The sequence below is a fragment of the Mesorhizobium sp. M1217 genome, from assembly GCF_040318275.1.
Classification (GTDB): Bacteria; Pseudomonadota; Alphaproteobacteria; order Rhizobiales; family Rhizobiaceae; genus Mesorhizobium.
This window is the reverse complement of the sequence record NZ_JAMYMA010000008.1, coordinates 141,420-155,108: the sequence shown is the minus strand read 5'-3', so window position 1 is coordinate 155,108 and position 13,689 is coordinate 141,420. Positions and strand designations below refer to the sequence as shown.

The window sequence follows — 13,689 nt, the reverse complement described above, 5'->3', positions numbered from 1 at the left end:
GCAGAGGAGATAATCGACTACGTCAGAGACCCGCTATCGCAGGGCAATAGCGGGCCTAGTCCTTCTACAGCAGTTTTTCCGGCGTGATCGGCAGCTCCCGGATCCGCTTGCCTGTAGCGTCGAAGACGGCATTGGCAACCGCTGCGGCAACGCCGGTGGCGCCGAGCTCGCCGATGCCCTTGCCGCCAATCGGGCTGGCATGCTCGTCCACCTCGTCGACGAAGTGGATAATGATATCGCCGGGAATGTCGGCGTTGACCGGAATGGCAACCCCTGAAAGGTTCTTCGACAGGAACCGCCCGAGCACCGGTTCGTGCCTGCTCTGCTCCATCGCCGCCATGCCCCAGCCCCAGATGATGCCGCCCGTCATCTGGCTGCGTGCGGTGCGGGGATTGACGATGCGGCCGGCGCTGTAGCTGCCGACGGCGCGACGAAGCCTGAGCAGGCCGAGCCCCGGATCGACGCCGACCTCCATGAAAATCGCGCCGAAAGTGCGCATGGCGAGGCCTTTGCCATGCTGCGCCGGATCGAACGAGCCGGAGCCGATGATCTCGCCGATGTCGGTATGACTCATCACGTCGGCGATCGTCTGACCGCCGGCAGCGCCTTTGCGGCGAATATGGCCGTCTTGCATCTCGACCTCGTCGGGCGGCAGATTGGCAAGACGGGCAAGCTGCGAACGTGCATCTTCGGCGGCTGCGAGCACCGCCGCGCCCACCCCCATGGTCGACGATGAGCCATAGGTCGGACCCGCCTCCGGCAGCTGTGTATCGCCCATTTCCAACTCGATCCTCTCCATCGGCAGGCCCAGGACATCGGCTGCGATCTGCGGAAAGATGGTGAGTGTTCCGGTCCCTATATCCTGGGTGCCGGTGCGGATGAGCACCGTGCCGTCCCTGTGCAACCTGACCTCGGCTGCAGGCGTCGGGTGGCGGAAACAGCCCATGCTACAGGTCGCCATGCCGTAGCCGATCAGCCAATCGCCGTCGCGTTGTGGCTTGCGCGGGCGCTCGCGCCAGCCGAACAGGCGGGCGCCTTCCTCATAGGCCTCGCGCAGCTTCTTCGATGACCAGGGCTGGCTGGTGGCCGGATCCGTATCGGCATGGTTGATCAGACGCAGGTCGAGCGGATCGATGCCGAGGCGGTGGGCGAGCTCGTCCATCGCGCTTTCGAGGGCCCAGGTGCCGGGACCCTCGACCGGCGCACGCAGCGCCGTCGGCATGGCGACGTTCGCGCGCTCGACGCGCTGGCTGAGACGCATGGCCGGCGTGGCGTAGAGACCCTTCGAGGCTTCGGTGGCGAACTCGACGAAATCGTCGGTGACGGTGGTCAGGTTGACCACGTCCTGTTGCACGGCGGTCAGCTTGCCCGACTTGTCCGCCGCCAGCACGATCTTCTGTGCCATGCGCGGCTGATAGCCGAGACAGGAATAGGCATTGGCGCGGCTGAGCGCCAGCCTGACCGGGCGCTGCATGATGCGCGCCGCGGCGGCGGCCAGCACCTGATGCGGCCAGATCCAGCCCTTGCCGCCGAAGCCGCCGCCGGTATGGCGGGAAATCACGCGGACCTTCTCGGCCGGGACATTCATGCGGGCCGCAACCACCTGGCGGACACCGTAGACGTGCTGCGTGGCGTCGTGCAGCGTCAGCTCTCCGTCGTTCCACTCGGCGAGCGTCGCCGAGGGCTCCATGGCGTTGTGATGGCGCGACGGCTGCAGGTAGACGGCTTCGACCATGGCGGCTGCGTTGCTAAGCCCGCGGTCGACCTCGCCCTTCGTAAACGTCGGCTCCAGGAACAGAAAGCCGCTCTCCCTCGGCACGACCGCAGCCTTGTCGATTGCGGTCCATTCGGGTGGTGCCGGCAATTCCGGCTCGGCGAACTCGTAGCGCAACGAGACGCGGCGGGCGCCGGCTTCCGCCGCCTCCAGTGTCTCGCCCAGCACAATTGCAAGCGGCTGGCCCTCGTGACGTATCTCGTCGCTCTGCATGGGCATGAAGCTCTGCGCCGCCGGCGGACCTTCGGCGTGCTGCGTCTGCGTATCCGGCTCGGCCCTTGGCGATGCGAACCGGCCGAATTTGGGCATGTCCTCATGCGTGAGCACGCGCACGACCCCTTCCTCGGCGAGCGCGTCGTCAACCATGATCGACGTCACGCGGCCGGCGGGAACGGGCGCGGTCACCAGCACTGCATAGAGTAGGTCGGGGGCAAAGTAGTCGGCCGCATAGCGGGCGCGGCCGGTAACCTTGATGCCGCCGTCAGGGCGGGCAACAGGCTGGGTGATCATCATGACGGCATCCTCGCTGCTCTTTCGATCGCCCGCAAAGCGGCGGTCTTGGCCAGTTCGATCTTGTAGGCGTTCTGCGACAAGGGACGCGCTTCGGCGAAGGATTGCTCGATAGCGGTGCTCAATGCCTCGCGATCGCCGATTTCGGCACCGGCGAGCTGGTCCTCGGCGGCGCTCAGCCGCCAGGGCCGCAGCGCGACGGACCCCAGCGCCACGGCAGCCCGACGGATGGTTTGGCCGTCCATCTCCAGCACTACGGCGGCGGAGACGATGGCATATTCGTAGGATTCGCGCTCGCGCACCTTGAGGTAAGCCGATCGCGGCGCCGGTGCCGGCAGCTCGATTGCCGTGATCAGTTCGCCTTGCTGCAACACATTGTCTGCCTCTGGCCGCGTGTCGGGAAGCAGGTGGAATTCGGCTGCCGGAATGCGCCGGCCGCCGCTGCGGTGCGCGGTGACGATGACTGCATCAAGTGCTGCCAGTGCCACCGCCGGGTCGGATGGCTGGGTGGCGATGCAATCCTCGGTCCAGCCGAATATCGCGTGATTGTCGTTGATGCCATGCAATGCCGAGCAACCGGAGCCGAGCCGACGTTTGTTGCACGGCAACTGCTCTTCGGCACGGAAATAGGCACAGCGCGTCTTCTGCAGCAGATTGCCGCCTATCGTTGCGAGGTTTCTCAGTTGCGGCGACGCCGCGTTGAGGATCGCCTGGCTCAACACCGGATAGTCGCGCATGACCAACTCGTGCTGCGCGACGTCGTTGAGATGCGTCAGCGCGCCGATCCTCAAGCCGCCGCCGGGCAGTGCCTCGATCTGATCCAGCCCGTCGAGGCGGGAGATATCGATGATCCGCGCCGGCCCGGCAATGCCAAGGCGCAGCCAGTTGAGCAATTCGGTGCCGCCGGCGAGAAAAGCGCTGTCCGGCGCCGCTCCGGCCGCGATCGTTTCGCCCAGGCTATCGGCGCGCGCATAGACGAATGGGGTCATTGGCTCGCCCTCCCAGCCGCTGCGCGCACCGCCTCGACGATTTGCGGATAGGCCGAGCAGCGGCACAGATTGCCGCTCATCCATTCGCGGATCTCGGCGTCGGAGCCGGTATGTCCCTCCTCGATCAGCGCCGCCGCCGACATCACCTGCCCGGGCGTGCAGAATCCGCACTGGAAACCATCATGATCGATGAACGCCTGCTGCACGGGATGAAGCGCATCGCCGTCCGCCAGGCCCTCGATCGTCGTGACCTCGCGTCCCTCGGCGGACACGGCCAGTATCATGCAGGCATTCACACGCCGTCCGTCGAGATGCACGGTGCAGGCGCCGCACTCGCCGAAATTGCATCCCTTTTTCGTTCCGGTCAGATGAAGCCGCTCGCGCAACAGGTCGAGCAGCGTGACGCGGGGATCGAGATCGGAAAGGCTGTGGTCCTCGCCGTTCACCCGCAACCGCAGTAGGTGCCGATCGTGGAAGTCCATTGGGGGTACCTCGAAGCACATGCCGTCCTAGTCGCAGGGACTCGTCCAGCAATCAGCCGCCCACCTGTCGAGGCGAAATAGGGCGGTCGATTTCGGGGGAAAGGCACTGCCGGTCACGGAAGGCGAAAAACGTTTGGGACCCCGCACGGGATGGGCTGAGAATGCCACGCCGCAAAAAGTGCACCGTCACCGTAGTTCAATACCGGCGCTCGCCTTCGTGGCCGCCTGTGTATCCTGCTGGCCACCTGTGCTGCATTCAAGTTAGCGAAACACGCAATCAACGAGCTAAAAGATAGATATGATGCCAGGGTTAACCGTTTCGTAGCCTAGGCGCGGCTCAGACTTGTTTTTGGGGATTGCGCCGGAGACAGTTCCGGTTGAACGGTAATCCACTTCTGTCTCCCTCTTTTTCTTGATCGTGCCTGACAAATCGGCACAAGGTGGCGTTATTCCTTTTCTGGCTACCACCTTTTTCTCGTGCGCAACGGCGGCGGTGGATCCGGCAATCACAATTGCCGCGCACACGATGGCCAATCTCATCGAATTTCCTCCCCAAGCGCCGGCCTAAGCCGCGGTAGATCTACCGACACTGGGGCCGAAGCTCAGGTCGGCATCTTGGCCGAAGCGCATTATCGCCGAGCCGATTGGCTCTGGCGCGTTATCAGCCTCTTTCAGGTAAAGCGTCTTCCTTCATTTGAGTGAAATCGAGCGATGGTTTCCCTTCGAACGCAGAATTACGGTGACAGTGCACTTTCGCTATGTTGGCCCGCTGCGGGCCTCAGCTGGATTAACCAGCTTCCTGGGCGGAGCATGGGCCTGCTCAATTGTGTTTTGACTATTTGGCTGCACGGGCGCGTAAAATATCCGGTTCGCCCAGTTGTGGGCGGACTAACTCAGGGAGGATAATGTTATGAAGATGAATCGACGTAATGCTCTCGCCCTTGGTGCCACCTCGTTGTCGACCCCGCTATTGGTTGCATTGCCGACTCCGGCAGCGGCCAAGACCTACGGTCCGACTGATGGCAAAGAGATTTTTCCCGGCGTTCGGCTCGTCGAACTGGGAACACGAGACTCCCATATCAAGGGGTACAAGAAAATCGCGATGGAAGACGTCGTGTATCAGCCAAAGGGATCTAGCCCGCTGGGGGATGTCATGGCCGACGACATGGTCTGCACGGTCACTGAAGGCGAGCTGCAGGTTACGGCCGGGGATATGCAGTTCACAGCCAAGGAAGGCGATGTATGGAGCTGCGGCAAGGGTAGCACGAAGGAGGCTGCTACGAACAACGGGACAGTGGTCGCCGTGATGCGGGTGATTAACCTCAAGGCTGAATAAAGCCAAGTTGGCGATCGTGGGCGAATCCGCGCCCGGGTGGAATCTTGCGGGTTAGCGATCTAACCGGCCAGCGCCGTTCCAGTGCCAACGCCGATGGCAGGGCCCATTAGAAGCTTCCCGGCCAGATCGATGGCCAAGACGCGGATGGCTCCCCAAACGTCTGCGTGGGGGGCCTTATCGCGCTGGCAAGATCGTCAAACGTCTTTTCCATTCCTGGAGTCTAGATCAACACCGGGAATCCCTGAATTCCCCTGTTTGTTGTCCGCTAATTCAGCATGTCAACGCAGCGGCTTCTTGCGCTTCGGCGGCCTGTACTTCTCGACCAGCCTGACCTTATCAATATCGTAAGCATCATTCGAACGAACACATTTCGTCCACGAGGAGGGAAGGGAATGCGGTCGGTGGCGCTCCCAATACCTACACATAGCCGGCCGTCAGCAGTGGTGACGATGGCACAGTTCGCGGAGCGGGTTGCCTTTAAAAAATGTCGCGTTCGCGGAAGATATTTCGGATAACGCACCCACCATGAAAGCACGGCAACTGCTTTCCTTGTGCCTCGCCTAAGGCCTCAGCTGGATTAACCAGCTTCCTGGGCGTCATTTGCCGATATAGGCGGCCAGCTCGTCAGGCGTCCCCATGGGAAAGGCCTGTTTCAGATGGTCGAGGAATGCGGAGACGCGGGCGCTCAGCAGCCGCCGAGAGGGATAGAGCGTCCACAGGGCGATGTCGGGTCGATCGAGATCCCCCCAATGTACCAGTGTTCCGTCCGCCAGATCATGGCTCACCAGCGACACCGGTAGGCGTGCCGCGCCGACGCCCGCTCGTACCGCATCCCGGACCATGATGAGTGACGACAGCGCAAGGACCGGCTCGATCGCGATTGTTGACCGGCCAGTGGGCGTCTTCACGTCCCAAGCCCCTCGATCGGCTGTCGAACGCATGACGGCCGGGGCCGCCAGACCGTCCGCCGGCCGGGCGAGGTGAGGACTTGCCACGACCACCAGTCGATCACGCAGAAAGGCTCGCCCAACGAGGCTCTCATCCGGATCCGGATTGACCCGGATCACCAGGTCAAATCCCTCTTCGATCATGTCGACGGCGCGGTCTTCGGTCGTGACCTCGAGCCTTACCTCCGGGTATTTCAGGGCGAAGCCGGCAGCGATCTTCCCCATCGCGGTCTGTGAGAACAGCACTGGGGCGCTGATCCGCAACCTGCCTCGCGGCCTTTCGCCGCCTGAGGCGATCGCGGCCGCTGTCTCTTCGAGCTCGGAAAGCAACCGGCCCGTGCGCTCGAAAAGCGCACGTCCTTCTTCCGTCAGCTTCAACGCGCGCGCGCCACGCTCGAACAGCCGTAGATCCAGACTCGCCTCCAGCTCCGCCACGCGTCGGGACAAGGTTGCCTTCGGGCGCCCGGCAGCGCGGGCGGCCTTACCGAAGCCCCCGTGGCGGGCGACCAGATTGAAATCGGCAAGGGCAAGTAGATCCATATGTTCCACCAATGAGACGGCGTGTCCAAATATAACGCCTACCGACACAAATGTGGATCACTAATTTCTGAGCAGCCATCCGGCTCAACTCAGGAGTAACCCCATGACCATTCTCGTTACCGGCGCGACCGGCAATGTCGGCCGCAACGTAGTCGAACAGCTCGTGAAGCGTGGCGCCCATGTGCGCGCTTTGGTTCGCGATCCCTCCAAGGCCAATTTCGCCGCTGGCGTAGATGTCGTGCAGGGCGACCTGCTCGATGTCGATTCCCTACGCAAGGCCTTCTCCGGCGTCTCCACCCTTTTCCTGCTGAACGCGGTGGTGGCCGACGAATACACCCAGGCGCTGGTAGCGCTGGCCGTTGCCCGCGAGGCCGGCATCGAGCGGATCGTCTACCTGTCGGTGATCCACAGCGACCTCTACGTCAACGTGCCGCATTTTGCGGGCAAGTTCGGCGTCGAGCGGATGATCGAGCAGATGGGGCTCAACGCCACCATCCTGCGGCCCGCCTACTTCATGGACAACGACATCACGATCAAGGACGTGGTGATCGGCTACGGCATCTATCCGATGCCGATCGGAGCCAAGGGCATCGCCATGATCGACGCGCGGGACCTGGGCGAGATCGCCGCGATCGAACTCCTCCGCCGTGAGCAGGCCGCCGCGCCGCTCCCGCTCAATCGCATCAACCTGGTCGGCCCCGACACGCTGACTGGCACGGACGTCGCAGCGATCTGGACGGACGTCCTCGGTCGACATATCGCGTATCCCGGCGACGACACCGCCGGCTTCGAGCAGAACCTGCGGCAGTTCATGCCGAGCTGGATGGCCCTCGACATGCGCCTGATGGCGGAGCGCTTCCTCACGGACGGCATGGTCCCCGATGCCGGCGATGTCGATCGGCTGACCGCGCTGCTGGGCCGGCCGTTGCGCTCCTATCGCGACTATGCGGCCGCAATTGCCGTCTGAGCCCCATCACCGACGTTCTGTCCAGGAGACATATCATGATTTACTCGACCGCTACCGTTCCGGTGAATCCCCGAGGCGAGACCAAGCTGACCCGTGCGCAGATATGGCAGGGCTGACACAAACGCTGAATAGCGGCGAACCCAAAGGCTCTCCAACGCAACGTACCCCGACTACGCGCGTTGTGGTGAATGGGAGGGCGCCATAGCCGATCTGATGGGGGTGGCCTGTTGACAAATCGGAGCAACAGGGATGGCACAGTTTAAAGAAGCCCTTGAGCGCGGGAAGGAAGCTCGCCGTCAGCAGGAGGAGCCCGTCGGCGGCGCGGAGATGGGGAAGCGAGATGCCCCCATGGCGGACTTCAGCGAGCAAGCAAAGGCTTGGCTAAACGACGTCGTGATTGCATCGCTGGAGGCGGCCAAGGCTGACGTGGCAGGCGAGGTGGCTATCGACATAGACACCGCGCCACGCCGGCAGGTCAAAGCTTTAACCCCGTCGATTCGTTTCCAGATCTACAGGAAGCGAGAATTGGAGAAGGCGCCTAGAAGAACCTTTACGGTCAACGTTAAGGTGAGCGGGGCGGTGGCCGTATCTTCGCCGGGGATGGTGACCAAAGATGTGGGAAACATAGGGGATAGGTCCGACCTACGGGTCCGCACCTTAATAGCCGAACTGATCGAGGACGCTGCCAGGGGTACATAGCAAGGCTGTGCCCACCGGCGCCGTAAGGGAAACGGAGGGGGTACGGGGGGCTTCGCGCGAGCCAGTTATCCGATCACCGGCTCGGATTTTTGTACCAAACATTTCCGGCCCCTTCTAAGGAACAAATCCGCTCGCGGTGGAGTTCGGTCCTCTTAAGCGTGTAGGCCCGAACGTGGTCGAAATTGACGCAGCCAAACGGAAGGTTATTGCCGAGGTTGTGCGGCGGTGGATCACTTCAGAGGTAATCCGCAATTACCTTCGCAACCTGCTAAATCTGCCTGTAGAACGGGAGCTGCCGGCTGAGCAAAAGCATTTGCTGCAGGAACTTGATCGGGCCGACAAAGAGTGACTGCATGGCGCTCCATTGGTTCTCCGCGCCGGTCCCTGTCAGGACCGAGGGTAGCGGATCGACGCGGAAGGTTAGCAACGCTGAAGCAGCCGCTGAGGAACTCCTGAAGTGGACCAACCATGGCCTTCTGTGGAACCTCGCGGTGCACGTATGCGTCGCTGTGATTGCCGACGAGATAGAGCCTGAGGAGTGCCGCAAGGCATTCTTGGCGGCTGCCAAGGAAGAGGGGTTGGTGCTACGCTCGTCTGATTAGGGCCGAATGTGCCAGTTACCCGAGCCCAGTTCCCAAACATTCCTGATCCCTAATGCAACCATTCCCTGATCTCCGAGTTGCGCGACAGGCGGGGAACCTCGGTCGACATGACAAAGCGCGACAAAGCTGGGCAGAAGTCCCTTGCAGACGCCGTTCGGGAGTTGATCGGAACCGAAGACAATCGTCGTCATGTACACAAGCTGTTTGGGCCAGTCGAAACAGAGCTGACCCCAACCCTAGCTTCATTACTTGAGGCGATTGGTAAGGCCAGAGACGACGAAACTCCCTAGCCGCTCTAAGTTCAGCCTCATGGCAACCCTCGGCATTGGCGCCGACTTGCTGGAGCTTTTCATGAAGGCCCGCGATGCAGGCTGAGCCGGACGAGGAAGATCAGCGCCCTGACCTACCGTTCCAGGGCGGGCCTCGGGTAAGGCATTTCAAATTTAAAAGGAACGTCGGTTAATACCCCTCGGCGTCAGGCTTGACAGCGGTCCCATGTCGATTGTGAGTGCCGCCTTCCTCCTCTATGCGCGTGATCTCGCCGGCAAGCTCGATCTGCTGACCTCTCTTGATCTTGGACGTGCTGTCCACGATGGAATGCGGGAAGCCGTAGCTCGGAATCGAGACGCTTGCCCGGTCCTCAGTGACCCGCCTACGTATCGTGGCCGTGATCGCAACCAGTGCCCCGCGCCAGACGCTTGAGTCTGGAGCGGACGGCGCCTAGTCAAGATGTTGCTAATATACGTCGGCAGGCAAGCTTCGCCGTTGGCGAGGCGGCCCAGCGGCTTGGTTGCGGGGGGGACGGCAGCTAGAGGCCGCTGGGCCTTGACGACCAGCGAGCTTAAGAGGAGGCCCTGTGCTGGCTGGTCAAAACCTTGCGCTTAGGGCAACGGAAAAGCATCATTCGAACGAACACTTTTCGTCAACGAGGAGGGAAGGGAATGCGGTCGGCGGCGCTTACCCATTACATAGCCGGCCGTCAGCAGTGGTGACGACTGACACAGTTCGTGGAGTGGCGAGCGGAATCGTCGCTCAGCAATCACATTCTTCCACGATAGGGAATCCCAGACGCAGTGACCATGGTCTTGGCGTTATCAAAACCGTGGTGTCAGCCAAAACAATGAAAACGCCGGAGCCTCTGCGCCTTTGAAAAATATTGGCTCCCCGGGCCGGGCGAAACTGCGAACTATGAGCTGCCGATTCCTCTCAAAACTGCGCCGCAGCCCGCCATCAAGACTCGCAAGCGTGACCGGGAGCGCGCCGTGCGCCTCCGATCAACCGGTGGGCCAAAACCATCTTTGAGGCAACGGGCAGTCGCACTCGCGAAGGAACGAGGCGTTGTGCGCACACACGATCTCACAGACATCGGCGTACCCCGCTGTTATCTAACCCGGATGTGCGATGGAGGGGCTGCTAATCAAGGTTCGCTATGCCGAGCAGCAGACGGGGAGGCGGCATAATTACCTTATGCGCGCCTGTCGGAACAACGTGATTGCGGCAACGAGCGGACGTCGCCCCGCCTATGCGGCTTGCTCACTCTAGCGTCGGGGCGGTCCGCAGACTGTTGAATCGAAATCGCTACGAAGCCCACGGGCAGACTTTAGCCTCCCGCGCTGAGCATTTCGACGATTGTTAAATCCAAAGAATCACCACAGGACCGTGGCCGTCGAGCGAGTTTTTAGCAGCCCATTTTCCGCAGCCTATTGATGTGCAACTTGGGAAGCTGCCGACATCAATTCCTCGGGATTCAGCGCTCTGAAGGTGTTGAGGCCATCCTCCAGAACTTCAGTGAAGTTCCAGCGTACGATGCCCGTCCGGTCGATTAGGAACTGACCGACAAGCTGCGCCTGGCTGGAAGCCATCGCCTGCTGATCGACTTCCGTAATCTCATAACCTTCCTTCTTGTTAAGAAATTCATTCATTGCCATGACGTCCATAGGCTCGGGCAACTCGCCCGGGAGATGGAACGGTATCGCCATGACCGTGTCCATCCCGACCTCGCGCAAGCCGAAAGCACGGTGCGAGGCTCGCTCCGGGTCGGATGCGGCGAGAAGATCGGGTGCCGGGTGGTAACGGAAATAGAGCCGCGCCCGCTCGACCGGCGTATTGACCACAGCCAGGCATTCGACGCCTTTCTCACGCAGGGCCGGCTTAAGTTGCGCCATCGCCGCGACATGGCGCCGGCAGAACGGACAGTGCAGGCCTCGGAACAAACCGATCAACAACGGGCTACGGCCTCGAAAATCATCGAGCGCGATCTGCCTTCGCGTGAGATCGCATTGAGCACAACATTCGGTGCCCGGTCGCCCGGCTGCAGCGGGCGGTCAACACTACTCGTGGACATGGACAACCTCCTCGCCCTGGGTCAGTCAGGGAAGCAGCACACCTAGCGTTTCGGAGGCGATCAAGTGCTGGGGGCGAAAGCTTCCTGTGCCAAGGCAATAGCTTTCGACCTCTGCCATATTGCCGAGGTCGAGATTACGCGCGTCGCAAGCCCATCATAACACGAAAAAGCATCTGCGTCGCCAGTCCTGCGATCGGCTTGCGAAGAATAGGCGGGGGGCGAGGCCGCTATTCTGCGCTTGATTTCATCTGTCCTCGATGCTCTGACACTCTGGAAGCAGGGCTATTGAGATCGAAGCGTAGGGAAAAATCGCACGCCGGCGTGCAAAATCGCGACTTGGCGTAGAAAAGGCGATGGCTCCCCGGGCCGGATTCGAACCAGCGACCAACCGGTTAACAGAGGTTTCCCACCGACGCTACGTGCAGCGTCTTGCGACAGGCTGAGGTGCCGAGACCCCTTTCTGTGCATGGGCTCGCGTGGTGTTTCACGTTCCACCCTGTCGCGCGATATCTCGACACGACGCGCGGTTTTGTGTAGATCATCCTGTAGATCACGCAGACCGGTTGGTCGAGGGACGCATGCCGCAGGTTGAGATGTCAGATAAGTTTTGCCAATCGGCGAAGGTGAATTCCGGCCGGAAAGTCGACTACTTCGACACCATCGTGAAGGGCCTCGTTCTTCGTGCGTCCGCAGCCGGAGCGAAGTCCTGGTACGTGGTCTACGGACCGCCGGCGAAGCGCAGTTGGTTGAAGCTTGGCAGCTATCCGGAGATCCCGCTTGGGGGCGAGAAGGGCGCTCGCCAGAGAGCGCGGGACACCCGCGCCAAGGTCGGCGATGGTGGGGACCCGATCGCCGACAAGAAGGCCACGGCTGCATCTCAGAGTGTCGCCGACATGGTCGACAACTACCTGAAGCGACATGCCTCAACGAAGCGGTCGGGCGACGAGATCGCCCGACGTCTTCGCAAGAACGTTTCCGGCCGTGACGCCGGTGGCAAGAGGATTGAGGAGAGATCGACCGGCTGTATCGGCGACGTGAAGCTTGGGGACCTGCACCGGCGAGACATCACCAAGGCGATCGACGCTGTAAAGGACCGGGGTGCCCATACCGAAGCCAACCGGCTTTTCGAAGATGTTCGTGCGATGGTACGTTGGGCTCGAGCGCGGGGCGACCTGGACGAGAACCTGACTGAAGGCATGAAGAAGCCTTCCGTCGTCGTGGAGCGCGACCGAGTTCTATCCGCCAATGAGATCAGAGCGATGTGGTCTGCATTGAACGACGCGGACATGCGTGAATCAACCCGCCGTGTAATCCGCATCTGTCTTGTCACTGCGCAGCGCGTAGGCGAGGTCGCTGGCATGACGCTCGAAGAGATTGATCTCGATGCCGGGCTCTGGACTATTCCGGTGGCCCGATCGAAGAACAAGCGCGAGCACGTCGTACCGCTGTCCGATATGGCGATCAACATTGTGCGGGAGCAGCTCGCCGAGGTGAGGGTGCTTTCCGAGCGCAAAAGCAGAGAAGTCCCGAATTTCGTATTTCCCGGGCCCGGCGCCCGTGCCGCGGTTACAGGCGCCGCGATCGCCAAGGCGATCAAGCGGGAGGAGGTTATCAAGCGCACCGTGGCAACGATCATGGGTATAGCGCCTTGGACTGCCCACGATCTGCGAAGGACCGCGGCGACCCATATGGAAGAACTCGGTATCTCGCCTTTCACCATCGGTCACGTTCTGAATCACGTCAGCGCAACCAAAGCCAGCATTACCAGTCGCGTATACGCTCGCTACGACTACATGCGGGAGAAGAGGGACGCTCTAGTGCTTTGGGCTGATCGGTTGGCCGGAATCAACGCCGGCGCCGCTGCGATCGTACCTCTCGGATCGAAGGGCGCAGCGTGAGAATCGAAGCTGATCTCATCTACACTGGTAAGCAAAAGGTCGCGATCGCTGAGACCCTTGGCATTGATGCAGATCACCCCGACTGCCGACGCGTCGAATGGATCGTTGGCGAATGGAGATGCAACTCTGAAGATGAATTGAGGGAGGACCTCGCACGAAATGCAAAGGTCGCAGATTTGGCTGGGCAACTGCTCAACGAGCTGCAACCACAGGAATTTGACCTCGAACGGCATTTCGATGATAGGGGTGCACCTATGACATTGGAGGGGCACCTCGTCACTTTGCTGAATTGGGTTGAGAAGATTGCAGACGAAAACCCATCTCTCAAAGGCAGGCGCCCTCAAATTCCCTCGGCATTGTCGACGCGGCTTATCGAGTTTTGGGAGAATTCAGGGCGACGTGTTGGTAGATCCACAAAAGCTGACGGTCAGACGGACGAGCAAAGCTCAACTGGGCCGCTTGTCAGGTTTTTGTTGGCTTCATGCTCTCCGGTCCTGGCGGTCGCACCGACCGCCGACGCGGCGGCATCGGCAATCCGGGCATATAAGGCCGACATGGTGAAACGCCCGCCCAAAAACGGGTTCTTTCCACCATTTTGAAA

12 protein-coding genes and 2 pseudogenes are annotated in these 13,689 nt (G+C 61.3%); 8 read left to right on the top strand and 6 right to left on the bottom strand.

The annotated features are described in order from the left end of the window. Window positions 1-64: 64 nt before the first annotated feature. The 4 genes from NKH37_RS15870 to NKH37_RS15855 all read right to left on the bottom strand — a co-directional run bounded on the left by NKH37_RS15870 (window position 65) and on the right by NKH37_RS15855 (window position 4,295). Complete coding sequence (locus NKH37_RS15870; protein ID WP_353041208.1) at window positions 65-2,287, bottom strand: xanthine dehydrogenase family protein molybdopterin-binding subunit; 2,223 nt, start codon at window positions 2,285-2,287, stop codon at window positions 65-67. Continuing rightward, a complete protein-coding gene (locus NKH37_RS15865) occupies window positions 2,284-3,273 on the bottom strand; it encodes an FAD binding domain-containing protein (protein WP_353005401.1) in 990 nt (329 codons plus the stop codon). Before NKH37_RS15865 ends, NKH37_RS15870 begins: the two co-directional genes overlap by 4 nt. Then, complete coding sequence (locus tag NKH37_RS15860; RefSeq protein ID WP_031194306.1) at window positions 3,270-3,755, bottom strand: (2Fe-2S)-binding protein; 486 nt, start codon at window positions 3,753-3,755, stop codon at window positions 3,270-3,272. The genes NKH37_RS15865 and NKH37_RS15860 overlap by 4 nt, the downstream gene beginning before the upstream one ends. 285 nt (window positions 3,756-4,040) lie before the next feature. Then, on the bottom strand, window positions 4,041-4,295 hold the full coding sequence (locus NKH37_RS15855) for a hypothetical protein (RefSeq protein WP_352495399.1): 255 nt from the start codon (window positions 4,293-4,295) through the stop codon (window positions 4,041-4,043). Window positions 4,296-4,665: 370 nt separating this feature from the next. Between NKH37_RS15855 and NKH37_RS15850 the strand changes: the two genes are divergently transcribed. Next, window positions 4,666-5,091 (top strand): hypothetical protein, encoded by a 426-nt coding sequence (locus NKH37_RS15850; RefSeq protein ID WP_023720037.1) that lies wholly within the window; start codon window positions 4,666-4,668, stop codon window positions 5,089-5,091. Window positions 5,092-5,687: 596 nt separating this feature from the next. Here the strand turns inward: NKH37_RS15850 and NKH37_RS15845 are convergent. Next, window positions 5,688-6,578, bottom strand: a complete 891-nt coding sequence (locus tag NKH37_RS15845) for a LysR family transcriptional regulator (RefSeq protein WP_352791770.1) — start codon at window positions 6,576-6,578, stop codon at window positions 5,688-5,690. 103 nt (window positions 6,579-6,681) lie between these two features. On the opposite strand from NKH37_RS15845, the gene NKH37_RS15840 reads away from it, so the two are divergent. From NKH37_RS15840 to NKH37_RS15820, 5 genes and pseudogenes are all read left to right on the top strand, one after another. Then, complete coding sequence (locus tag NKH37_RS15840) at window positions 6,682-7,545, top strand: SDR family oxidoreductase (protein ID WP_352791771.1); 864 nt, start codon at window positions 6,682-6,684, stop codon at window positions 7,543-7,545. A gap of 35 nt (window positions 7,546-7,580) precedes the next feature. Next, window positions 7,581-7,658: pseudogene (locus NKH37_RS15835) on the top strand (DUF1857 domain-containing protein); the annotation flags it as partial. Window positions 7,659-7,794: 136 nt separating this feature from the next. Further along, on the top strand, window positions 7,795-8,244 hold the full coding sequence (locus tag NKH37_RS15830; protein WP_353005400.1) for a hypothetical protein: 450 nt from the start codon (window positions 7,795-7,797) through the stop codon (window positions 8,242-8,244). 172 nt (window positions 8,245-8,416) lie between these two features. Continuing rightward, on the top strand, window positions 8,417-8,593 hold the full coding sequence (locus NKH37_RS15825) for a hypothetical protein (RefSeq protein ID WP_352490623.1): 177 nt from the start codon (window positions 8,417-8,419) through the stop codon (window positions 8,591-8,593). Window positions 8,594-8,597: 4 nt separating this feature from the next. After that, entirely contained in the window at window positions 8,598-8,846 is a 249-nt protein-coding gene (locus NKH37_RS15820) for a DUF982 domain-containing protein (protein WP_353005399.1), read from the top strand. 1,700 nt (window positions 8,847-10,546) lie between these two features. Here the strand turns inward: NKH37_RS15820 and NKH37_RS15815 are convergent. Beyond that, window positions 10,547-11,190 (bottom strand): annotated as a pseudogene (locus NKH37_RS15815) (peroxiredoxin-like family protein). Between the two features lie 578 nt (window positions 11,191-11,768). On the opposite strand from NKH37_RS15815, the gene NKH37_RS15810 reads away from it, so the two are divergent. After that, on the top strand, window positions 11,769-13,088 hold the full coding sequence (locus tag NKH37_RS15810; RefSeq protein ID WP_353041206.1) for a tyrosine-type recombinase/integrase: 1,320 nt from the start codon (window positions 11,769-11,771) through the stop codon (window positions 13,086-13,088). Then, a complete protein-coding gene (locus NKH37_RS15805) occupies window positions 13,085-13,687 on the top strand; it encodes a hypothetical protein (RefSeq protein ID WP_353041204.1) in 603 nt (200 codons plus the stop codon). The genes NKH37_RS15810 and NKH37_RS15805 overlap by 4 nt, the downstream gene beginning before the upstream one ends. Window positions 13,688-13,689: the final 2 nt, after the last annotated feature.

Coding starts and splice junctions, on each gene's coding strand:
- NKH37_RS15840 (WP_352791771.1), top strand. CDS start 6,682: ATGACCATTCTCGTTACCGGCGCGACCGGCAATGTCGGCCGCAACGTA.
- NKH37_RS15855 (WP_352495399.1), bottom strand. CDS start 4,295: ATGAGATTGGCCATCGTGTGCGCGGCAATTGTGATTGCCGGATCCACC.
- NKH37_RS15850 (WP_023720037.1), top strand. CDS start 4,666: ATGAAGATGAATCGACGTAATGCTCTCGCCCTTGGTGCCACCTCGTTG.
- NKH37_RS15865 (WP_353005401.1), bottom strand. CDS start 3,273: ATGACCCCATTCGTCTATGCGCGCGCCGATAGCCTGGGCGAAACGATC.
- NKH37_RS15845 (WP_352791770.1), bottom strand. CDS start 6,578: ATGGATCTACTTGCCCTTGCCGATTTCAATCTGGTCGCCCGCCACGGG.
- NKH37_RS15820 (WP_353005399.1), top strand. CDS start 8,598: ATGGCGCTCCATTGGTTCTCCGCGCCGGTCCCTGTCAGGACCGAGGGT.
- NKH37_RS15870 (WP_353041208.1), bottom strand. CDS start 2,287: ATGATGATCACCCAGCCTGTTGCCCGCCCTGACGGCGGCATCAAGGTT.
- NKH37_RS15860 (WP_031194306.1), bottom strand. CDS start 3,755: ATGGACTTCCACGATCGGCACCTACTGCGGTTGCGGGTGAACGGCGAG.
- NKH37_RS15830 (WP_353005400.1), top strand. CDS start 7,795: ATGGCACAGTTTAAAGAAGCCCTTGAGCGCGGGAAGGAAGCTCGCCGT.
- NKH37_RS15810 (WP_353041206.1), top strand. CDS start 11,769: ATGCCGCAGGTTGAGATGTCAGATAAGTTTTGCCAATCGGCGAAGGTG.